This window comes from Aquabacter sp. DMC10 (assembly GCF_056314145.1).
The window spans coordinates 166,065-187,671 of record NZ_JBQUYX010000003.1; the positions used below are offsets into that span (position 1 = coordinate 166,065).

17 protein-coding genes are annotated in these 21,607 nt (G+C 67.0%); 4 read left to right on the top strand and 13 right to left on the bottom strand.

Features of this window, described 5'->3' with window-relative positions; translation table 11 throughout:
- The 5 genes from ACT54L_RS09505 to argH all read right to left on the bottom strand — a co-directional run bounded on the left by ACT54L_RS09505 (position 1) and on the right by argH (position 4,187).
- Positions 1 to 240, bottom strand: a complete 240-nt coding sequence (locus ACT54L_RS09505) for a hypothetical protein (protein WP_476085340.1) — start codon at positions 238 to 240, stop codon at positions 1 to 3.
- 107 nt (positions 241 to 347) lie between these two features.
- Positions 348 to 1,616 carry a diaminopimelate decarboxylase gene (gene lysA, locus ACT54L_RS09510; RefSeq protein ID WP_476085341.1) on the bottom strand — a complete coding sequence of 423 codons (1,269 nt, stop codon included), beginning with the start codon at positions 1,614 to 1,616 and terminating at the stop codon, positions 348 to 350.
- A 15-nt stretch (positions 1,617 to 1,631) separates the two neighbouring features.
- Entirely contained in the window at positions 1,632 to 2,012 is a 381-nt protein-coding gene (lptM, locus tag ACT54L_RS09515) for an LPS translocon maturation chaperone LptM (protein WP_476085342.1), read from the bottom strand.
- A gap of 127 nt (positions 2,013 to 2,139) precedes the next feature.
- A complete protein-coding gene (gene bluB, locus ACT54L_RS09520; protein WP_476085343.1) occupies positions 2,140 to 2,799 on the bottom strand; it encodes a 5,6-dimethylbenzimidazole synthase in 660 nt (219 codons plus the stop codon).
- Positions 2,796 to 4,187, bottom strand: a complete 1,392-nt coding sequence (argH, locus tag ACT54L_RS09525; protein ID WP_476085344.1) for an argininosuccinate lyase — start codon at positions 4,185 to 4,187, stop codon at positions 2,796 to 2,798. The genes bluB and argH overlap by 4 nt, the downstream gene beginning before the upstream one ends.
- A 16-nt stretch (positions 4,188 to 4,203) precedes the next feature.
- Between argH and tlpA the strand changes: the two genes are divergently transcribed.
- Positions 4,204 to 4,956, top strand: coding sequence for a thiol:disulfide interchange protein TlpA (gene tlpA, locus ACT54L_RS09530; RefSeq protein WP_476085345.1), 753 nt, complete (start codon positions 4,204 to 4,206; stop codon positions 4,954 to 4,956).
- A 59-nt stretch (positions 4,957 to 5,015) separates the two neighbouring features.
- Here tlpA and ACT54L_RS09535 read toward each other — a convergent pair whose 3' ends face one another.
- The 6 genes from ACT54L_RS09535 to ACT54L_RS09560 form a co-directional block, all read right to left on the bottom strand.
- Entirely contained in the window at positions 5,016 to 5,897 is an 882-nt protein-coding gene (locus ACT54L_RS09535) for a 3-hydroxybutyryl-CoA dehydrogenase (protein WP_476085346.1), read from the bottom strand.
- Positions 5,898 to 5,995: 98 nt separating this feature from the next.
- Complete coding sequence (locus ACT54L_RS09540; protein ID WP_476085347.1) at positions 5,996 to 6,940, bottom strand: electron transfer flavoprotein subunit alpha/FixB family protein; 945 nt, start codon at positions 6,938 to 6,940, stop codon at positions 5,996 to 5,998.
- Positions 6,940 to 7,689 (bottom strand): electron transfer flavoprotein subunit beta/FixA family protein, encoded by a 750-nt coding sequence (locus ACT54L_RS09545; protein WP_476085348.1) that lies wholly within the window; start codon positions 7,687 to 7,689, stop codon positions 6,940 to 6,942. Before ACT54L_RS09545 ends, ACT54L_RS09540 begins: the two co-directional genes overlap by 1 nt.
- A gap of 188 nt (positions 7,690 to 7,877) precedes the next feature.
- Positions 7,878 to 8,792 carry a methyltransferase domain-containing protein gene (locus ACT54L_RS09550; protein ID WP_476085349.1) on the bottom strand — a complete coding sequence of 305 codons (915 nt, stop codon included), beginning with the start codon at positions 8,790 to 8,792 and terminating at the stop codon, positions 7,878 to 7,880.
- Positions 8,793 to 8,861: 69 nt separating this feature from the next.
- Positions 8,862 to 10,370, bottom strand: coding sequence for an HlyD family type I secretion periplasmic adaptor subunit (locus ACT54L_RS09555; RefSeq protein ID WP_476085350.1), 1,509 nt, complete (start codon positions 10,368 to 10,370; stop codon positions 8,862 to 8,864).
- 3 nt (positions 10,371 to 10,373) lie between these two features.
- On the bottom strand, positions 10,374 to 12,146 hold the full coding sequence (locus ACT54L_RS09560; RefSeq protein ID WP_476085351.1) for a type I secretion system permease/ATPase: 1,773 nt from the start codon (positions 12,144 to 12,146) through the stop codon (positions 10,374 to 10,376).
- Positions 12,147 to 12,453: 307 nt separating this feature from the next.
- Here ACT54L_RS09560 and ppc point away from each other — a divergent pair, with 307 nt between their 5' ends.
- From ppc to ACT54L_RS09575, 3 genes are all read left to right on the top strand, one after another.
- The gene (ppc, locus tag ACT54L_RS09565; protein ID WP_476085352.1) at positions 12,454 to 15,240 is read left to right on the top strand and encodes a phosphoenolpyruvate carboxylase; all 2,787 of its coding nucleotides are present in this window, start codon (positions 12,454 to 12,456) and stop codon (positions 15,238 to 15,240) included.
- A gap of 218 nt (positions 15,241 to 15,458) precedes the next feature.
- The gene (locus ACT54L_RS09570) at positions 15,459 to 16,751 is read left to right on the top strand and encodes an adenylosuccinate synthase (RefSeq protein ID WP_476085353.1); all 1,293 of its coding nucleotides are present in this window, start codon (positions 15,459 to 15,461) and stop codon (positions 16,749 to 16,751) included.
- A 36-nt stretch (positions 16,752 to 16,787) separates the two neighbouring features.
- Complete coding sequence (locus tag ACT54L_RS09575; RefSeq protein ID WP_476085354.1) at positions 16,788 to 18,242, top strand: hypothetical protein; 1,455 nt, start codon at positions 16,788 to 16,790, stop codon at positions 18,240 to 18,242.
- Positions 18,243 to 18,280: 38 nt separating this feature from the next.
- Here the strand turns inward: ACT54L_RS09575 and ACT54L_RS09580 are convergent, their stop codons facing one another.
- Together ACT54L_RS09580 and ACT54L_RS09585 are read right to left on the bottom strand one after the other, a co-directional pair.
- On the bottom strand, positions 18,281 to 20,950 hold the full coding sequence (locus ACT54L_RS09580) for a bifunctional acetate--CoA ligase family protein/GNAT family N-acetyltransferase (protein ID WP_476085355.1): 2,670 nt from the start codon (positions 20,948 to 20,950) through the stop codon (positions 18,281 to 18,283).
- 149 nt (positions 20,951 to 21,099) lie between these two features.
- The gene (locus ACT54L_RS09585; protein WP_476085356.1) at positions 21,100 to 21,522 is read right to left on the bottom strand and encodes a response regulator transcription factor; all 423 of its coding nucleotides are present in this window, start codon (positions 21,520 to 21,522) and stop codon (positions 21,100 to 21,102) included.
- Positions 21,523 to 21,607 lie beyond the last annotated feature (85 nt).

The following is a 21,607-nucleotide window of genomic DNA, read 5'->3' on the forward strand; positions in this document are numbered from 1 at the left end:
TCAGGCGGCCTGGAAGGTCAGGACGGCCAGGATCATGGCCGACACCGTCATGGCCGCCACGATGACAAACCACAGGTGCCAGGACGATTCGAACTCCGAGGCGGAGCTGTCGTTCTCCAGGGACTCGCAGCCTTCAAAACGCCCGGCCGAAGCGCCCTGCCCATATGCCTGCTCCCCATGAGCCGGCGACGGGGATGGGCCAGACCGGCGGCGCTCGCGCTCCGCGTCAGAATGGTTCATCGCTGTCTCCTCTGAAACCCCAACACGGCGATCGCCGCGGGGGTTCCATGAAGAGGCGGAAGCCGGAGGAGGGGAGGGGCGCGCGATGAGCCTTCGGGCGGCGCGCCTCAGTCTAGCCAGGGCGCCGTGCGGTCGAGGGCGATGATGTCCTCGGCAGTGAGACGGGGCCGCACCACGGCCGCGTCCTTGCCGCGCACCAGCACCTCCGGCACCAGCGGGCGGGTGTTGTAGGTGCCGGCCTGCACCGCGCCATAGGCGCCCGCCGTCATCACCGCCACGAGATCGCCGGGCTGAAGATCGGGCAGGGCGCGGGCCAGCGCCAGATAGTCGCCGGTCTCGCAGACCGGACCCACCACGTCCACCACCGCCTTGGGCGCGCCTTCGGGAGCGGCCGCAACGGGAATGAGGTCGTGGTAGGCCTCATACAGGGTGGGGCGGATGAGGTCGTTCATGGCCGCGTCCACGATCACGAAGGTCTTGCCCTCGCCCCGCTTCACATAGAGCACGCGGGCGACGAGGATGCCCGCATTGGCCACGATCATGCGGCCCATCTCGAAGATGAGCGGGAGCTTGATGTCGCCGAGCGCCCGGCTCACCACCGCCGCATAGGCGTCCGGCGTCGGGGGCAGGGGGTCTTCAGGCGCATAGGGTACGCCGAGGCCGCCGCCCAGATCGAGATGATGCAGCGTGTGGCCATTGGCCATCAGGTCGCGCGCCAGCTCCGCCATCAGCAAGGTGGCATTCTCGAACGGGGCGAGATCGGTGATCTGGCTGCCGATATGCATGTCGATGCCGGCCACCTGAATGCCCGGCAGGCGGGCGGCGTCGGCATAGACCTCCCGGGCGCGGGAGATGGGGATGCCGAACTTGGTTTCGGACTTGCCGGTGGAGATCTTGGCGTGGGTGCGCGCATCCACGTCCGGATTCACCCGCAGCGACACCCGCGCCATGGCGCCGAGGCTGGAGGCCACGTCCGACAGGGCCTCCAGTTCCGGCTCGCTCTCCACGTTGAAACAGAGGATGCCGGCATCGAGCGCATCCGCCATTTCCTGCCGGGTTTTGCCGACGCCGGAAAACACGATGCGCTCCGCCTTCACGCCGCCAGCCAGCGCCCGCTTCAGTTCGCCACCCGAGACGATGTCCGCGCCCGCGCCGAGGCGGGCCAGCGTCGAGATCACCGACTGATTGGAATTGGCCTTGAGCGCATAGCATAGCAGCACGTCGCGGCCGGCGAAGGCCTGCGTGAACACGCGGTAGTGCCGCTCCAGCGTGGCGGTGGAATAGCAATAGAAGGGCGTGCCCACCTTGGTGGCAAGCGCGGTCAGGTCGACGTCCTCGGCATGGAGCCGGCCGTCACGATAGTCGAAATGGTGCATGGAAAAGACCCGCCCTCAGAGCAGGGAATCGAGGAAGAACGGCTTGTTGGGCGTGGCGGGCGTGCCTTTGCCCTTCTGGGTCGGGCGGGAAACCGAGTCGCCGGGGGTGTTCGGCGGCACATAGGTGTAGGCCGCTGCCGGATTGGCGCCCCAGGCTTCCTCGCCTTCCTGCGTGACTTCCTTCGATTCGGCGGCGGGCGAGCTCGGCATGTTGGTGGCGGTGGGCCGGACCGGCCCGGTGGGAGCAGGCGTCGCCTGGCTGGTGGTGCCCGGCTTGCCGCCGTTCTGCGTGGTGGTCGCCTGTGTCTCGGGCGGCTGCAGCGGGCCCTTCACGCCGCAGGCGGCGAGCGCGAGCGCGAGAGCGGCGACCATGGGAAGGGTGAGGCGCAATGGCACGTCCGGCGATCCTGCGAAATTCGAGCCCAATATAGCGACGGCGCCGGCAAAGGCGAGCCCCGCCCTGAAAGAGAAGGGAGAGGTGATGCTTTAAGGCGTCACGGGAGGGCCTTTCGGACCACCCGATTCAGCGGCGCAGCAGCGGGACCTCGTCCCTGCGCCGCTCCCATGCCAGCCGCTCAAGGGTGGGCGCATCGCTCTCCTCTACGGGCGTGCCGAGGCAGAAATAGCCGATGAAGCGCCAGCCGGGCGGCACATCGAGGATCTCGGCGATCCGGCCGGGATCGAGGATGGAAACCCAGCCCATGCCGACGCCCTCCGCCCGGGCCGCCAGCCACAAGGTGTGCACGGCCATCACCACCGAATAGTCGATGGTCTCCGGCATGGTGAGGCGGCCGAGCCCATGCCCCTGCAGCGTGCCGCGGTCGGCGAACACCGCCAGATGGCAGGGTGCATCGTCGAGGCCGGCGAGCTTCAGCCGGGCGTAGGATGCCGCGCGCTCCGGGGTTTGGCGGCGAAGCGCTTCGCCGTTGCAGGCCTCGAAACAGGCCCGCACGGCCGCCCGCCGGCCGGGATCCTCCACCGCGACGAACCGCCAGGGCTGGCTGAGGCCAACCGACGGGGCCAGCGCCGCCGTGTCCACCAGCCGCTCCAACGTGCCCGCGGGCAAGGGCGTGGGCTGGAAGGCGCGCACATCCCGCCGCCAGACCAGGAGATCCCTCAGTCGGGCCCGGAAGGCCGGATCGAAGTCGGGTGGCTGCGCCACGTCACCCCTCCTTGGGGTCATCCCTCCTTGGGCGTCAGCTTCTTGAGCCAGCGCTTGGCCTGGGCGCGCACGCGAGTTGGCGCCGTGCCACCATAGCTGACCCGGCTCGCCACCGACTTCGACACCGAGAGCACACCGAAGACGTCCTTGGTGATGCGCCCGTCCACGCCCTGCATGTCCTCAAGAGTCAGCCGCTCCAGCGGCACATTGCGCGCGGAGGCCAGAGCCACGATGCGCCCGGTCACATGATGCGCCTCGCGGAAGGGCATGCCGAGGCCCCGCACCAGCCAGTCGGCCAGATCCGTGGCGATGGAATAGCCCTGTCCCGCCGCCGCCTTCATGCGCTTGGCGTCGGGCTCGAGGTCACGCACCATGCCGGCGCTGGCCGCCACCACCAGGGACAGGGCGGAGAAGGCATCGAACGCGCCTTCCTTGTCCTCCTGCATGTCCTTGGCATAGGCCAGCGGCAGGCCCTTCATCACCACCAGAAGGCCGGTCAGCGCGCCGATGATGCGGCCCGCCTTGGCGCGCACCAGTTCGGCGGCGTCCGGGTTGCGCTTCTGCGGCATGATGGACGAGCCGGTGGTGAACTTGTCCGACAGCTTGATGAGGCCGAAGGACGGGGAGGTCCAGATCACCACCTCCTCGGCGAAGCGGGACAGATGCACCGCGCAGATGGAGGCGGCAGACAGCGTCTCCAGCACGAAATCGCGGTCGGAGACCGAATCCAGCGAATTGGCGGTGGGCCGATCGAAGCCCAGCGCCCGGGCAGTGGCCTCGCGGTCGATGGGGAAGGAGGTGCCGGCCAGCGCCGCCGCGCCCAGCGGGCACTCGTTCAGCCGCGCGCGGGCATCCTGGAGGCGGCCGCGATCGCGGCCGAGCATCTCCACATAGGCCATGAGATGATGACCGAAGGTGACCGGCTGGGCGGTCTGGAGATGGGTGAAGCCGGGCATGACCGTGCCCGCATGGGCCAGCGCCTTCTCGGCCAGCGCCAGCTGCAGGTCGGCGATCTGGGCGTCGAGCGCGTCGATGGTGTCGCGCACATAGAGGCGGAAGTCGGTGGCCACCTGGTCGTTGCGTGAGCGGGCGGTGTGGAGACGGCCGGCGCTGGGGCCGATCAGGTCGGCGAGGCGCTGCTCCACATTCATATGGATGTCTTCCAGGTCGCGCCGGAAGGTGAAGCGGCCGGTCTCGATCTCTGACAGGATCGTGTCTAGACCCTGGGTGATCTTCTCGACATCCTCCGCGCTCACGATCCCCTGGGCGGCCAGCATGGCGGCATGGGCCTTGGAGCCGGCAATGTCCTGAGCGTAAAGACGCTGATCGAAGCCGATGGAGGCGTTGATCTCCTCCATGATGGCGTCCGGGCCGGTAGAGAACCGACCGCCCCACATCTTGTTGCTCATATCGGACCTTCCACTGATGACAGAACCGACCGCGCCGCACACCCCAGACGCCAAGGCCCCCAAGAGCGGCAAGGCAGGGGCTGTGCTTCTGGTGGGCGGGGCGATGCTGGCCGGCGCCCTCGTCGGCGCGCTTGCCCTATACGGGATGAATGGCCTTCCGGGCAATGCGCCGCTTCCGCCGCCGGCGACGTCCGCCCCCGCCTCCGGCGATGCCAGCGCGGCTGCACCCATCAAGGACCCCAACTGCGCGGGGGCCGTGACCTTGGCGGAGCGCCTGAAGCCCTATGCCAAGGGCGAGATCGCTGCCCTCTCGCTGGCCCAGGAGCCAAGGCGCATCCCGGCTCTCACCTTCGCCAATGCGGAGGGCAAGCCCATGAGCCTCAAGGACTTCGAGGGCAAGCTGCTGCTGGTGAACCTCTGGGCCACCTGGTGCGTGCCCTGCCGGAAGGAAATGCCGGCCCTCGACACGCTTCAGAAGGACCTGGGCGGAGATCGGTTCGAGGTGGTGGCCATCAATCTGGATACGCGCGACCCGGAAAAACCGAAGGCCTTCCTGAATGAGATCGGGATCACGTCGCTGGGGTTCTTTGCGGATTCGGGGACCAAGAGCTTCCAGGCGCTGCGCGCCGCCGGCCGCGGCTTCGGCTTGCCCACCACCTTGCTGGTGGATGCCAAGGGCTGCGAGGTGGGCTTCCTGGCCGGTCCCGCCGAATGGGCGAGCCCCGATGCTCAGGCCTTGGTGAAGGCCGCGCTCCAGCCCGGCTCATAGCCGGGCGAGCGGATGAATGAAGACGGGGGCCGGATCGCCCGCAGGCGCCCGGCTCAGGGTCAGCGGGTGGGAACCGGCTTCTCGCCGCGATAATCGTAAAAGCCGCGCTTGGTCTTGCGACCGAGCCAGCCAGCTTCCACATACTTCACCAGCAGCGGACAAGGCCGATACTTGCTGTCGGCGAGGCCCTCATGGAGCACCTGCATGATGGCGAGGCAGGTGTCGAGGCCGATGAAATCCGCCAGCTGCAGCGGACCCATGGGATGGTTGGCGCCGAGCTTCATGGCCCTGTCGATGGCGTCCACGGAGCCGACGCCCTCATAGAGGGTGTAGATGGCCTCGTTGATCATCGGCAGCAGGATGCGGTTGACGATGAAGGCCGGGAAGTCCTCCGCCACCGCATAGGTCTTGTGCAGGCGGGTGACGAACTGCTTGGAGCTTTCGAACGTGTCGTCGTCGGTGGCGATGCCGCGCACCAATTCCACCAGCTCCATCAGCGGAACCGGGTTCATGAAGTGGATGCCGATGAACCGCTCCGGCCGGTCGGTGGAGGCGGCGAGGCGGGTGATGGAGATGGAGGAGGTGTTGCTCGCCACCAAGGCATCCGGCCGCAGCACCGGGCAGACCGCCGCGAAAATCTTCCGCTTGGTCTCTTCCTTCTCCGTCGCCGATTCAATGACGAGATCGCAGGTGGACAGATCCTCAATGGCCGGCGCCGGCTGGATGCGCGCGAGGGCGGCCTGCCGTTCCTCCTCGGAAATGGTGCCCTTCGAGACCTGCTTGGCCATGTTGCCGTTGATCGTGGCGAGGCCCGAGCGGACCCGATCCGGATCCGCATCGTTCAAGGCGACGTCGTAGCCGGCAATGGCGCAGACATGGGCGATGCCGTTGCCCATCTGCCCGGCACCGATGACACCCACCTTCTTGATCTCGAGCGGCATTTTGCTCTCGTCTTTCACTTGGTTGACGGGGACGGACACGGCGTCCGGCCCCGTGGGTTCCGGTCGGGAGGCCGACCGGTCCCGTCAGCCCGGCCCGGTCAGCCCTTGGCCTTCTGCAGTTCAGCCTTCAGCTCGGGCACCACGGTGAAGAGATCACCCACCAGGCCGTAATCGGCAACCTGGAAAATGGGAGCCTCCTCATCCTTGTTGACGGCGACGATGACCTTGGAGTCCTTCATGCCGGCCAGATGCTGGATGGCCCCGGAAATACCCAGCGCCACATAGAGCTCGGGAGCGACCACCTTGCCGGTCTGGCCCACCTGCCAGTCGTTCGGCGCGTAGCCGGCATCCACCGCCGCGCGGGAGGCGCCAACGGCGGCACCCAGCACGTCGGCCAGCGGCTCGATCACTTCCGCGAACTTCTCCTTCGAGCCGACAGCCCGGCCGCCGGACACGATGATGCGAGCGGCGGTCAGTTCGGGCCGATCGGAGGCCGACAGGCTCTCATCCACGAAGCTCGACACGCCGGGATCGCCGGCCTTCGACACCGCTTCAATCGCTGCCGAACCACCCTCGCCGGTAGCGGCAAAGGAGGCGGTGCGCACGGTGATGACCTTCTTGGCCTCGCCGGACTGCACAGTCTGGATCGCATTGCCGGCATAGATGGGGCGCTCGAACGTGTCGGGCGATACCACCTTGGTGATGTCGGAAACCTGCATCACGTCCAGCAATGCCGCGACGCGCGGCAGGACGTTCTTGGCGGCGGTGGTGGAGGGGCCGACGATGGCGTCATAGCCACCGGCCAACCCCACGATCAGATCCGCATAGGGTTCCGCGAGGCGATGGGCATAGGCCGCATCGTCGGCCACCAGCACCTTCTCGACGCCGGAGAGCTTCGCGGCGGCCTCGGCCACCCCGCCCACATTCTGGCCAGCCACAAGCACATGGACCGGGCCGCCGAGGGCGGCGGCAGCGGTGAGGGCCTTGGCGGTTGCGCCGTTCAGCGTGGAATTGTCGTGTTCGGCGAGCAGCAACGTCGTCATCAGATCACCCCCGCCTCATCCTTGAGCTTCGCAACCAGCTCGGCCACCGAGCCCACCTTCACACCCGCTTTGCGGCCGGCCGGCTCGGCGGTCTTGAGCACCTTGAGGCGCGGCGTCACGTCGACGCCATAGGCCTCGGGGCTCTTCTCGTCGATGGGCTTCTTCTTCGCCTTCATGATGTTGGGCAGCGAAGCATAGCGCGGCTCGTTCAGCCGCAGGTCGGTGGTCACGATGGCCGGAAGGGAAAGCTTCACGGTCTGCAGGCCGCCGTCGATCTCGCGGGTGACCAGGGTGGCGCCGTCCTCGACCACCACCTTGGAGGCAAACGTGCCCTGGCCCCAGCCAAGCAGCGCCGCCAGCATCTGGCCGGTCTGGTTGCAATCGTCGTCGATCGCCTGCTTGCCGAGAATCACCAGGCCTGGGGCTTCCTCGCCCACCACGGCCTTCAGGATCTTGGCGACCGCGAGCGGCTCGGTGGGCACGTCGGTCTTCACCAGGATGCCGCGATCCGCGCCCATGGCGAGGGCGGTGCGCAGGGTTTCCGAGGCCTGTGCGGGGCCTACGGAGACCACCACCACCTCGGTCGCCTTGCCGGCCTCCTTGAGGCGCAGCGCCTCTTCGACTGCAATCTCGTCGAAGGGGTTCATAGACATCTTGACGTTGGCGAGCTCAACCCCCGTGCCGTCCGATTTCACGCGAACCTTCACGTTGTAATCGACGACACGCTTTACGGGGACGAGAATTTTCATTACCGCGCGCTCCCCCAGACCGACACTTGAAGTATGGCCGCGGGACAATGTCCCGCGTTTGACGCTCGCGCCACGTTGTCCGCAGCGCAGCATACCTTGGGGGCGGCAACGTAGGAGTGGCCTTGGAAGCTGTCAACGCCGAACGGACAGGGCTCCGCGGTGCAGCAAGTGCGGCAAACCGCGCGCCTTCACCCCTTTCTCAGGATGGCGAAGAACTCCAGCGCATTCCGTAGGGTCGGGTAGAGCTCAACCACCGAAAGATCCACGAGCCCCATCTGCTTCAGCTGGTCGAGGATGAGGCTGAAATGATCGGGCGTGAACTTCCAGCTGTGCACGTCCACATAGGCCGAGGTCGCGCCGCGCGCCTCGGCCACCACGTGCAGGAGGTCCGCGGGAGCGGTGGCCTCGATCAAGGGCACGCCGTGGTCGCCGCTCCAGTGGCGGGCGGGATCGCTATGGGTGGTGAGCAGGCGATGCTCCAGCACCTCCAGGGGAGAATGCAGGCGCCGGCTCTCCAGATGGGCCGCGAGCACGTCCACCAGCCGGGAGGGCGGCAGGAAATGATCGAAGCAGTAACGATGGTCCGGCAGCACCAGGAAATAGCAGCCGCCCGGCTGCAGGAGGCGTGAAACACTCTGAAAGTGGCCGATCAGATCCGGCTGGTGCTCGGCGCAATGGCTGCTCAGGACGTGGGCGAAGGTGCGGTCGATGATACCGAGGTCGCCCTCGTGATGGACAAAGTCGATGACCGGCGCGTTGGCAATCCGCGCCTCCCCCTGCTCGCGGTCGAACGCGCCGATCGCCATCAGATGCTCGGCACGCGCGATGAGCTGCGCGCGATCCAGCACGTCGAAATAGGCCACGGTCCCATCGTCCCGACGCAGACAGGGCGAGAGGAAGGGGCCGATTTCCAGGACATCCTCGCCTTCCGGGACCAGCGCCAGGAAGTCATGACGCTCTCGGACGCTTGAGGTGACGCGGCCTTCCGCGCGACCGTGGTCGAGATAATGGCGGCGCAGTGCCGCATCGTCGAAGGCAGAAAGGTCCGCATTCTCCGCGCGATAGATCGGAGGGTCGTAGGCGGGCGGGAACGAGTGGGGCACGAGGGTCGCTTTGCCAGAAGAGTGGCAACGACCCTCGCCGTGTGGCGTCCTCAAGTCAATGCGGGCGGCTCACCGCTCGCGGAAGGACTTGAGCAGTGCGTCGGTCAGGGGGCGGGTCAGATAGCTCATCACCGTCCGTTCACCCGTGGTGAAGACCACCTCCGCCGGCATGCCTGGACGCAGCCGCGCCTTCATCTCCTCCGGCAGGTCGGTGGAATTCACAGCCACCACGGCCTGGTAATAGGGCTCGTGGGTGCTTTCATTGACCAGGCGATCCGGCGACACCGTGCGCAGTTCGCCGAGGATGAGCGGCGTGGTGCGGGAGTGGAAGGCGGGGAAGCGCACTTCGACACCGGTGACGCCGTTGTGCAGGCGGTCGATGTCGGTGGTCGGCACCTGCGCGTCCACGATCAATTCGTCGTTCTGGGGCACGATTTCGAGCATGGTGTCGCCTGGGCGCACCACGGCACCCACGGTGTAGATCTTCTGGTTGATGTTCTGGACCACGCCATCCCGCGGCGCCCGGATGTCGATGCGCTTCAGCACATTCTGGGCCACGGAGAGCTTCTCGCGCAGGTCGGCGATCTTCTGGCGGGTGTCGGCGATCTGCCCGGCCACTTCCTCTTGCTGCTTCTGGAGCAGTTGCTGGATCTGAAGCCGCATCTCGCCGATGCTGGTCTCCGCCTTGGCGGCATCGGCCATGTTTCGGCCGACCGTACCCTCCAGGCGCGCCTTTTCCCGCTGCAGCTGCGCAAGGCGCGGCTTGGAGACGAGTCCCTTGTCGTTCAGGGTTCGAATGCCAGCCAGCTCGTCATCGATGAAATAAAGCTGTTGGTCCGCGGAATCCCGTTCCCGGGCGAGGCCCTCGAGCTCGCGCTGGCCCTGCCGGATGCGGCTGTTCAAAATGTCGGTCTGCCCCTCGATGGAGGCCTTGCGGTCCCGGAACTGGGCCAGCTGGTCCGACAGCGCGGACTTTACCGTGGGCTCGTTGGCGCGCGTCGTCAGTTCCGGCGGAAACGTCACCGAGCTGGCCTGGGCGCGCTCGGCTTCCAGGCGGGCCTCTGTTGCCAAAAGGGTATCCAGCTGCGCGCGGACGGATTCGTAATTGGCGCGGGAGGTGGTGGAGTCGAGGCGGAACAGGACTTGGCCCTGCTTCACGTCCTGGCCGTCCTTCACCATGATTTCGGACACGATGCCGCCTTCCAGGTGCTGAACCACCTGGCGCTTGCTCTCCACCGACACGACGCCGGACGCGATCACCGCGCTGTCGATGCTGGCCATGGCGGCCCAGCCGCCGCACACGCCGAAGGCGCCGATGATGACCGCGTAACCCAGCATGGCCACCCGGCGGTAATCGCTGGAAGGCACGGGCGCCTCAAAGTCGGAGGCTGGGAGGGAGGCACCGGCCGGCTGGGAGGCGAGCGGACCGCCGGAGGCCGGCGCGGGGGCCAGGCCCTTCCCCTTGAGCGGGATGTGTTCGAGCACCTGCATGGCGAGCACCGAGCCCAGCAGCCGGTTCTTGAGGCGCAGCATCATGTCCTTGAGGCGGACAAAGCCCGTGCGGAGATGGTTCATCATGACTCAGCCCTTCTTCGCGCCGGCATCGACCTTCGGCGGCTCGCCGCCCGCCTCGCGGGGGCGAACGAGACGCGGGCCGAGCATCTTTGCCAGCACCTCGTCCCGCGGGCCGAAGCTGTGCACCGTGCCCTCGCTCATCAGCAGGATCAGGTCGCAGAGGCCGAGGCTGTTGGTCTTGTGGGTGACGAGGATGACGGTGGACCCGCCCGCTTTGAGCGCCTGCACCGCCTGGGCCAGGGCCTGCTCGCCGGCGGCGTCGAGGCTGGCATTGGGCTCGTCCAGAACGATAAGGGCGGGCCGGCCATAGACGGCGCGGGCCAGGGCGATGCGTTGGCGCTGGCCACCCGAAAGGGCGGCACCGCCATCGCCGATGTCCGTATTATAGCCCTGCGGCAGGCGCTGGATCATGTCGTGCACGCCCGCCATCTGCGCGGCGTCCACCACCTTGGCCTCATCCTTGGCGCCGAAGCGGGCGATATTCTCCGCCACGGTGCCGGCAAACAGCTCCACGTCCTGGGGGAGATAGCCGATGCAGCGGCCCAGTTGCTCCGGGTCCCAGTGACTGAGGTCGGACCCATCTAGCCGGATGGAGCCAGCGGAGGTGGGCCACACGCCGACCAGCGCACGAGCCAGGGTGGACTTGCCCGCCGCGCTCGGCCCGATGACGCCCAAGGTGGTTCCCGCCGGCAGCGCGAAAGTCACGTCCCGGAGCACCGGTATCTCTCGGCCAGGCGCCGTCACGAACACATTCTCGGCGTGCACGACGCCCGTCGGGTCGGGCAGGCGCATGCGCGGCGGCTGGGCCGGGCTGAGGCGCAGCATCTCCTGCACGCGGCGATAGGCAGACCGCATGGCCACGATGCCCTTCCAGTTGCCGATGGCCATCTCAATGGGCTGGATGGAGCGCCCCACCACGATGGAGGCCGCGATCATCATGCCAGGCGAGATCTCGCGGTTGATGGCGAGATAGGCCCCGAGCCCCAGCACGAGGCTCTGCATGAACATGCGGTTGAATTTGGTGGCCGCGACCAGGAAGGCGGCGCGGTCGGAGGCGAGCCCTTGCCAGCCCAGAGCCTGGGACCGGTGGGTCATCCAGCGCTCGCGCAACTGGCGCACCATGCCCATGGCCTGGAGCACCTCGGCATTGCGGAAGGTGGTGACGGCCTGGTTGTTCGCGCTGATATTGGCCTTGGTGGCCCGGTCGAGGATCGGCCGGTTCACCCGGTCATTGGCCACCGCCAGGACGGCCGAAATGAGACAGCTGACGACCGCCAGCACGCCGTACCAGGGGTGCAGAAGGGTTGCGAAGGCGATGTAGATGGGCACCCAGGGCACATCGCACAGCGAGATGAGGCCAGCGCCGGTGAAAAAGTCGCGGACGGTGTCCACGTCGCGGAGGGCCTGGACGTGGTTGGCGGACGGGCGCCGCAACGATGCGCGCTGCACCGCGTCGAAGGCGTGCTCCTTGATGCTCTCGTCGAACTTGACGCCCGCCCGCACCAGAAGCTGCGTGCGCAGCGCCTCCAGGCCCGCAGACACCATGTAGAGGAAGGCAATGATGATGGTCAGCACCACCAGGGTCTGGATATTGCGGCTCGCCAGCACCCGGTCATAGACCTGCATCATGTAGATGGACCCGCTCAGGCCCAGCAGATTGATGAAGAAGCTGAAGGCAATGACACTCCACATGGCCGGTTTCGCGGCCTGCAGAGCAAGGTCGAGGGCGGTCGGCGCAAGGCTGGTGTTCGGACGCGCTGAGGCATGCGTCTGGGTCATGAGTCACCGATCTGAATGCCGCCCCCCGCGAGGCGCCGAATGTAAGTTCCACCAACGGTTTTGGCGTTAAAACCGCAGCGGCGCAAGGACGCCCGGGGAGATGGATGAACTTTAATCAAGCGATCTACTAATGAACTTCGCTTGCTTCAAACTGACGACGCTCCCGCCGCTTTCCTTACCTTTCATCGCAGAATCTGCCGACCCGCCGGAAGCAGGCTCGCGCGCCACCGTGAGCGCATGCTCTTCGCGGGTGCGGAAAAACGTGTCTAAACTGCCGCCTTAGACGAAAGCAGGGGGGAGTTCGGGCATGTCGAGCGCCGTTTGGGCCGTGGTGGGGGAAGGCGACGAGGATAGCAGCGAGAAGGATCGTCCCCTGCGGGACGACATTCGTCTGCTTGGTCGTCTGCTCGGCGACACGGTGCGCGCCCAGGAAGGTGAGCCGGTCTATCACCTGGTGGAAATCATCCGGCGCACCTCCATCCGCTTCCACAGGGACGCGGACGAAGGCGCGCGGCAGGAGCTGGAGACCATCTTGGGCCAGCTCTCGCCAGAAGTGGCGGTGCAGATCGTGCGCGCCTTCTCCTATTTCTCCCACCTCGCCAATATTGCGGAAGACCAGCATCACATCCGGCGCAACCGTGCCCATGCCATTGCCGGGTCCGCGCCCCGACCTGGCACCTTGTCCAATGCGCTGTCCAAGGCCAGGGCTGCGGGCTTGAGCGTGTCTGATCTGAAGAATTTTTTCGCCGGCGCCATGGTGAGCCCGGTGCTCACCGCCCACCCGACCGAAGTCCGCCGCAAGAGCACGCTCAACCGGGAGATGGAGATCTCGGACCTGCTTGATCAGCGCGAGCAGGTCGCGGCCACGCCCGAGGAACGCGAGCTCCAGGATGAGACGCTGCGGCGGGCCATCCTGACCCTCTGGCAGACGGCGCTGCTGCGCCGCATCAAGCTGACCGTCACCGACGAGGTGGTGAACGGCCTATCCTACTATGACTACACCTTCCTTCAGGAAGTGCCGCGTCTCTTCTGCACCATCGAAGACCAGCTGGGGAAGTTCGATCCTAAGGCGCCGGATGCGGAGGTGCCCTCCTTCCTGCGCATCGGCAGCTGGATCGGGGGGGATCGGGACGGAAATCCGTTCGTCACTGCCGAGGTCCTGCGCGAAACCGTTGCCCTGCAAAGGGACAGGGTGATGCGCTTCTATGAGGAGCAGGTGGAGGCCCTTGCCGGCGAACTCTCCCTCGCTGGACGGCTGGTAAAGGTCTCCTCCGACCTCGTTTCGCTGATGGATGCCGCACCCGACCGCAGTCTGATTCGTCGCGAGGAGCCCTATCGCCTCGCCCTGGCGCTGGTGGCGGCGCGTCTGCGCGCCACCGCTGCCGCATTGAAGGGCAGCTCCGCCGGGGCGGATGTCGAACCTTATGCGGGCCCCGCCGCCTTCAAGGCGGACCTTGATGTCATCCATCGCTCTCTGGTGGAGAATGGCTCGCGCATCCTGGCGCGGGGGCGCCTGCGCCACCTGCGGCGGGCGGCGGATTGCTTCGGCTTCCACCTGACCAGCCTTGACCTCCGGCAAAACTCCGACGTGCATGAGCGTACGGTGGCCGAACTTCTGGAGAAGGTGGCGCCGGGCACCGACTATCTGGCCCTCGACGAGGCGGGCCGGATCGCCCTGCTCACGCAGGAGCTGGGCAATGCGCGCCCGCTCACCTCGCCCTATCTGGCCTATGGCGAGGAAACCCAGTCGGAGCTGGACATCCTGCGCACCGCCGCTGAAGCCCATGCCCGGCTTGGGGCGGCCGTGATCCCCAATGCCATCATCTCCAAGGCCGAAGGGGTGTCCGACCTGCTGGAGCTGGCCTTGCTGCTCAAGGAAGTGGGGCTCGTGCGCGCCGACGGCACGAGCGCCATCAACGTCATCCCGCTGTTCGAGACCATCGAGGACCTGCGCGCCTGCGCCGAGGTCATGGACCGGCTGTTCTCCATCCCCGCCTATCGCGCCTTGCTGGACAGCCGGGGCGGGGTCCAGGAAGTGATGCTCGGCTATTCCGACAGCAATAAGGATGGCGGCTTCGTCACCTCGGGATGGGAATTGTACAAGGCTGAGATCGGGCTCATCGAGGTCTTCCGCCGCCATGGCGTCAAGCTCCGCCTGTTCCATGGCCGCGGCGGTTCGGTGGGCCGCGGTGGCGGGCCGAGCTACGATGCCATTCTCGCCCAGCCCGGCGGCGCGGTGAGCGGTCAGATCCGGGTGACCGAGCAGGGCGAGATCATTGCCTCCAAATATTCGACCCCCGACGTGGGGCGCCGGAACCTGGAGATCCTGGTGGCCGCGACTTTGGAGGCGACTCTCCTGCAGCCCAAGGAGAATGCGCCGCGTCCGGACTTCCTCACCACCATGGAGGACCTGTCCCAGACCGCCTTTGCCGCTTATCGCAACCTCGTCTATGAGACCGAGGGGTTCGAGGACTATTTCTGGTCCTCCACCGTTATCAACGAGATCGCAACGCTCAATATCGGCTCGCGTCCGGCATCGCGGAAGAAGACGCGGTCCATCTCGGCGTTGCGGGCAATTCCCTGGGTGTTCAGCTGGGCCCAGTGCCGGCTCATGCTGCCCGGCTGGTACGGGTTTGGTGCGGCGATCGAGGCCTATGTGGCCGCCCACCCGCAGGACGGGCTCGCCCAATTGCGGGCCATGTATCGCGAGTGGCCGTTCTTCCGCACCCTCTTGTCCAACATGGACATGGTGCTCTCGAAGAGTTCGCTCGCGGTGGCCTCCCGCTATGCCGAACTGGTGGAGGATGATGTCTTGCGGGAGCGCATTTTCGGCCGCATCAGCGCCGAATACCAGCGCACCATCGCGCATCTGCTGGCCATTACCGGTCAGGCGAAGCTGCTGGAGGGCAATCCCCTGCTCAGCCGTTCCATCCGCAACCGCTTCCCTTATCTCGACCCGCTGAACCACGTGCAGATTCAGCTCCTGAAGCTGCATCGGCGCAATGAGGCAGAGGCGGTGCCGGATGAGCATGTGCTGCATGGCATCCAGCTCACGATCAACGGGATTTCCGCAGGCCTGCGGAACAGCGGCTGACGGGCGCGGGCGCGCCTTGCGGCCGCTGCGTTCCCGGCAAAAGATCTGACCCGCCTCGGGGCCGGTTCCGGGGCGGATCGCGAGGGTGGGCATGCGCTGCGCCTTGCTTCCGTCTCGCCGATCCCTTAGAAGGCACAGGGACGCCCCGGTCCAAAGCCGGGGCTTTGCTTTGTTCGCGCCTCCCTCCCGGGAGGACGCTTCGCGGAGGACCCCACACCGTGACCAACGTGGTCGTGGTCGGCTCGCAATGGGGCGACGAAGGTAAAGGCAAGATCGTCGACTGGCTCTCGGAGCAGGCCGACGTGGTCGTTCGATTCCAGGGCGGGCACAATGCCGGCCATACCCTGGTGGTCGACGGCGTGACCTATAAGCTCTCCCTCTTGCCCTCCGGCGTGGTTCGCTCGGGCAAGCTGTCGGTGATTGGCAATGGCGTCGTGCTGGATCCGCAGGCCCTCGTGGCCGAGCTGGAGCGGCTGGCGGCCCAGGGGGTCGTTGTGGGGCCGGAGCGCCTGCGCATCGCCGAGACAACCCCTCTCATCCTGCCGCTGCACCGCGAGCTGGACGCCCTGCGGGAGAATGCCAATGTGGGCACCCGCATCGGCACCACCCGTCGCGGCATCGGCCCAGCCTATGAGGACAAGGTTGGCCGTCGCGCCATCCGCCTCGTGGACCTGGCGGACACCGCCTCGCTGCCGGCCAAGGTCGAGCGGTTGCTCAGCCATCACAATCTCCTGCGGCGCGGCCTCGGCCTGCCCGAGGTGGATGCGACGGCCCTGATCGCCGAGCTGGAAGAGGTGGCGCCGAAGGTGCTGCCCTTCATGGACCGCGTGTGGGACCTGCTGGATCGGGCGCGCCGCGAAGGCAAGAAGATCCTGTTCGAGGGCGCGCAGGGCGCGCTTCTGGACATCGACCACGGCACGTATCCCTATGTGACGTCCTCCAACACGGTGGCCTCCTCGGCCGCGAGCGGATCGGGCGTCGGCCCGGGTTCGCTCGATTACGTGCTGGGCATCACCAAGGCCTATACGACGCGCGTCGGCGAAGGCCCCTTCCCCACCGAGCTGACGGACGAGATCGGTCAGGCCCTGGGCACCCGGGGGCGCGAGTTCGGCGTCGTCACCGGGCGGCCGCGCCGCTGCGGCTGGTTCGATGCGGTACTGGTGCGCCAGACCGTGCGGACCTGCGGCATTCATGGCATTGCGCTGACCAAGCTCGACGTGCTCGACGGCTTCGACGAGATCAAGGTGTGCGTCGGCTACATGCTGGATGGCCAGGAGATCGACTATCTCCCGGCCGAAAGCGGGGCCCAGGCGCGGGCGACGCCCCTCTACGAGACGATCCCCGGCTGGAAGGAATCCACGGCTGGCGCGCGCTCTTGGGCCGACCTGCCCGCGGAAGCGGTCAAGTATGTGCGCTGGATCGAGGAATTGATCGGCTGCCCGGTGGCGGTGCTTTCCACGAGCCCGGAAAGAAACGACACGATCCTGGTTCAGAACCCGTTCCAGGCGTAACCTTCAACCTGCGGACAGGCACCAAGCTCGGGACCGATGGCTGACTATTATCCGCTCCTGGTTCGCGCGATTTCCGGTCTCGCCCAGAATACGGCCGAGACCCGGAAAATCGTATTCGACCGCGCGCGGGCAGCCCTGCTCAAGCAATTGCGCAGCGTCGAGCCCCCCCTGCCGGAGGGTGAGATCGTCCGCGAGCGCCAGTCGCTGGAAGAAGCGATCCGGCGCATCGCGGCCGAATATCCCGAGCCGCCCGCCTCGGAGGAAACGACGGTAAGGCCCAGGTCAGCGCCGCCGAGCGCCGCTGCGCCTGCGGCCACACCTGGCGAGACGACCGCCCCGCCTGTGGCCCCGAAGCCCGCAGGCGCGGAGCCCACTTTGCGGGATGCGGCCAAGGACCCGTCCAGGGATGCAGCGCGGAGCGAAGGGGCTTCTGTACCGTCCCGCGCGGACGTTGCCCCCGCCCCCGCCAAGGGGGCCGCCGTCGCCGCGGACGCGCCCGATGAAGCGGACGAGGGTCCGGCTGCGCCGGAAGACGAGAAGACGCTCACGGATCGCCGCCCCGTGCTGGGCAAGGCGCCGGTGGCGGCCAAGACCGCACGGCCGCGCCTGCCCGCGGACAAACGCGCCGGTGGCTCGCCCCGTTGGACGCGCACCATCCTGATTACCATCCTGGTTGCTGTGGTGGTGGCGGGTGCCGTGTTCGCGGCCGTGGAGCGCGACAAGCTGATGGGCTTGGTCTCTGGCGCGCCTGCGCCGGCCGCGCCGACCCCGGCCGCCGCGCCCGAGCCGGCCAAGGCCGCAGAGCAGGCCAAGTCCACCGATCGGATCGCCCAGGCGTCCGGCGATGCCAGCAAGCGTGCCGCTCCCCCGCCCATGCGCCCGGCCAATGCGGCGGCGCAGCGTGCGGTGCTGTTTGAGGAGACCACCGGCGCCTCGCAGGGATTGCAGTCCTACGAAGGCACCGTGACGTGGAAGACCGAGACCTATAATGCAGGTCCCGGCCTTCCCCCCGACATCGGCATTCGCGGTGACATCCAGATCCCCGAGCGGCGGATCTCCATCAGCTTCACCCTGCGCCGCAACCTGGACCAGGCCTTGCCCGCGTCTCACACGGTCGAGATCGGCTTCGCCCTGCCCCAGGACTTTGCCTATGGCGGCATCAGCAATGTGCCGGGCATCCGCATGAAGCAGACCGAGAGTGCCCAAGGCGCGCCGCTTGCCGGCCTCTCCGTTCGCGTCAATCCCACCTATTTCCTGGTGGGCCTGTCCGCCGTGCCGGCCGACAAGCAGCGCAACATCCAGCTGTTACAGACGCGCCCCTGGATTGACGTGCCGTTGGTCTATACCAACAACAAGCGCGGCATCATCGCCTTCGAGAAGGGCCCGACCGGCGAACAGGCGTTCCAGGATGCCTTTGCCGCCTGGGGTGAACTCATCGCCGTTACGCCGCCGCCCATGAGCCCGATCCCCGACGCGACGCCCAACCGCTGAGGCCCTGCGGGGCTACGCGGGAGCGGCCCCTCTATCGTCTATTGCAAAGGCAGATTCACACGCACGACCGTAGGGTCGTCGCTGCCTGCGGTGATCTTGAAGCCCAGGTCCTCCGCCATGTGCAGCATGGGCAGGTTTTCCCGCAGCACGTCGCCGAAGATCCGCTTCAGCCCCCTCTGCTTCCCGTAGTCCAGAATGCGCGTCATGAGCTGGAAGCCGAGGCCCTTCCCCTTGCTGTCCGAGCGCACCATGATGGCGTATTCAGCGGCTTCGTTGTCGGGATCGGCGATGATGCGGACGACGCCCAGCACTTCCCCCTCCTTGTTGACCGCCACCAGGGCCATTTCCCGGTCATAGTCGATCTGTGACAGGCGGGCGGCCATGAGGTGGGGGAAGTCCTTCACCGAGCCGAGGAAGCGCATGCGCACGTCGCGGGGGTCGGACCGGCGCACGATGTCCACCAGTTGCGGCTCATCCTCCGGCCGGATGGGACGCACCAGCAGGACCTGACCGTCGGTCAAGGTCATGGAGCTGGTGAGCTTGGTGGGATACGGCCGGATGGCGAAGCGTTCCGTGCCGATGCCCTTGGTGGGATGCACCACGATGCGAGCATCGAGGGCGATCACCCCTTGGGCGTCCGCGAGCAGCGGGTTGATGTCCAGTTCGGAGATCTGGGGCAGGTCTCCCATCAGTTCCGAGATTTTCACCAGGGTCGAGGAAATCGCGCCGATATCCGCCGGCGGCCGGTCGCGATAGCCAGCCAAGAGCCGCGCGACCCGTGTGCGCTCGATCATCTCGCGCGCGAGCACGCCATTGAGCGGCGGGAGAGCCACGGCGCGGTCGGCGATCACCTCCACTGCCACACCCCCTTCCCCGAAGAGGACCACGGGGCCGAAGGTGGGATCGTTGGCGATGCCAGCGATCAGCTCCTGGGCGTGGGAGCGGTTGATCATTTCCTGGACGGTGAAGCCCTCGATGCGGGCCGCCGGCATGCGCTCGGCCACCGTCAGCAGCATGCCCCGCGCCGCCTCTTCCACCCCGGCCGGTGTGCGCAGGTCGAGGCGCACGCCGCCGACATCGGACTTGTGGGTGACGTCGTGGGACAGGATCTTCAGGGCCACCGGCTTGCCGATCTCGGCCGCCAGGCGCCCCGCCTCCTCTGGCGTGCGGGCGATGCGGGTGTCGACGGTGGGGATGTCATAGGCCTTGAGGACCTGCTTGGCCTCGTATTCCGTCAGCGCGCTCCGGCCCTCATCTATGACCGCCTGAACAATCTCCCGCGCACGATCCCGGTCCGGCTCGTCAAAGGTCCGGGCCGGCGGCGTCTCCATCAGGGTGGTCTGGTTGCGCTGGTAGGAGACCAGATGATTGAAGGCCCGCACGGCCTCGTCCGGGGTCTCATAGGTGGGAATGCGGCAGGCGGCGAAGTTCTGGCGGGATGCCGCCACCGCGGTTTCTCCCAGCCAGCAGGTCAGCACCGGGGCCCGCCGCCGCTTGGAGACCACGCGGATCACGGCATCGGCCGCGTCCGAGCTGTCAGCGACAGCCGTCGGGCAGTTGAGCACCAGCGTGGCGTCCGAATTGGGATCTTCCAGGAGGATGGACAGCGCATCCTCGTAGCGCTTGCCGGGCGCGTCGCCGATAATGTCCACCGGATTGGCGCCGGACCAGGTGGATGGCAGCACGCCGTTGAGCTTGGCGATGGTCTCGGGGGCGAGGGTTGCCAGCTGCCCCGGCGTGCCCTCGATGGCATCGGTGGCCAGAACGCCGGCGCCACCGCCATTGGTCAGGATGGTGAGGCGATCCCCCTGCAGGCGGATGCCTGACGACAAGGTGGTCACCGCCTCGAACAATTCCCGCAGTTCGTAGACGCGCAACATGCCCGCGCGCCGGAAGGCGGCGTCATAGACGATGTCAGCACCCGCCAGCGCGCCGGTGTGAGACAAGGCCGCTTTGGCCCCGGCCGCGCTGCGCCCCGCCTTGATGACGATGACCGGCTTGGCGCGGGCTGCGATGCGCCCCGCCGACATGAACTTCCGCGCATCATTGATGCTCTCCACATAGAGCAGGATGGCGCGGGTGGTGTTGTCCAGCGCCAGCTGATCCAGCAGGTCGCCGAAATCCACGTCCGCCTTGTCGCCCAGCGAGATCACATGGGAGAAGCCCACCGACCGGGCACTGGCCCAGTCCAGCACCGTGGTCGCCATGGCGCCCGACTGGGTGACGAAGGCCACGTCGCCCTTGCGCGGCATGAGATGGGCGAAGCTGGCATTGATGCGCCGGCCGGGAGAGATGAAGCCGAGGCAGTTGGGCCCCACGATGCGCAACAGGTGGGGGCGGGCCGCATCCAGCATGCGCTGGCGCAACTCCTTGCCCGAAGCCCGATCCCCTTCCCCGAAACCGGCCGTGATGACCACCGCCGCCCGGCATCCCTTCTGGCCGAGATCCGCAATGGCCTGGGGGATGGCATCCGGCGCCGTCGCCACCACCGCAAGGTCCACGGCGATGGGAAGGTCGGCCACCGAGCCGTAATTCAGCGAGGAGCGCACGGCACGCTCCTTTGGGTTGACCGTGAGGATGGGACCCTCGAAACCCGCCTCGAACAGGTTGCGGGCAATGACAGCCCCGATGGAGCCGGCCCGGTTGCTGGCCCCCACGAGGGCGATGGCGGAAGGGTTGAAGAGAGCGTCCAGATTGCGGGTGGTCATGCGCCGGCCTCGCTTGGTCTGTGTCGCGCCTGGGCGCGATGTGGAACGCGGTCCTACGGGCGTGCCCTAAGGTAACACGCTGCGCGCTGTTCTGGTTGTCGGGAGCGGGGGCGACCCGCTTGCCATGGGGCGGACCGAGAGGAGTGAAGTCAGGCCGAGAGGCCTGCAGATCCCTCACCGGTGCGCGAGAAGCTGTCGCGGACGGCTTCGCTCAGGGCGTTGTTGAGAAGGGGTTTTTCGATGATGGCCACGCCGGCCGAGGTCGCCCGGCGGCGGACATTGGCTGTCGGCTGCGTGGTGATGAGAATGGCGGGGAGCGAGACATGGCGGTCGCTGAGCTCGCGCAACAGGTCGAGGCCGTTCACGCCGGGAAGATAATAATCGACGATGAGGCAGCCGCGGCTTGGAAGATCATCCGCCCGAAGCAATTCGTCCGCATTGGCATAGGTGCGGACGTCGAAGCCTTCGATCTCCAGCGAGAATTTCAGCGAGCCCCGGACGGCGGGATCGTCATCGATGACGAGAACGACCCCCCCGGCAGACGTGCCGCTCTCGCTCTGAACCACAGGCATTTCAATCATCTCCCACGAGCTGCTCGTGGGATCGCGCAGTCGGGCTACTGGAAGTATCCCTTCTGACGGTAAGGGGAGCCTTGAG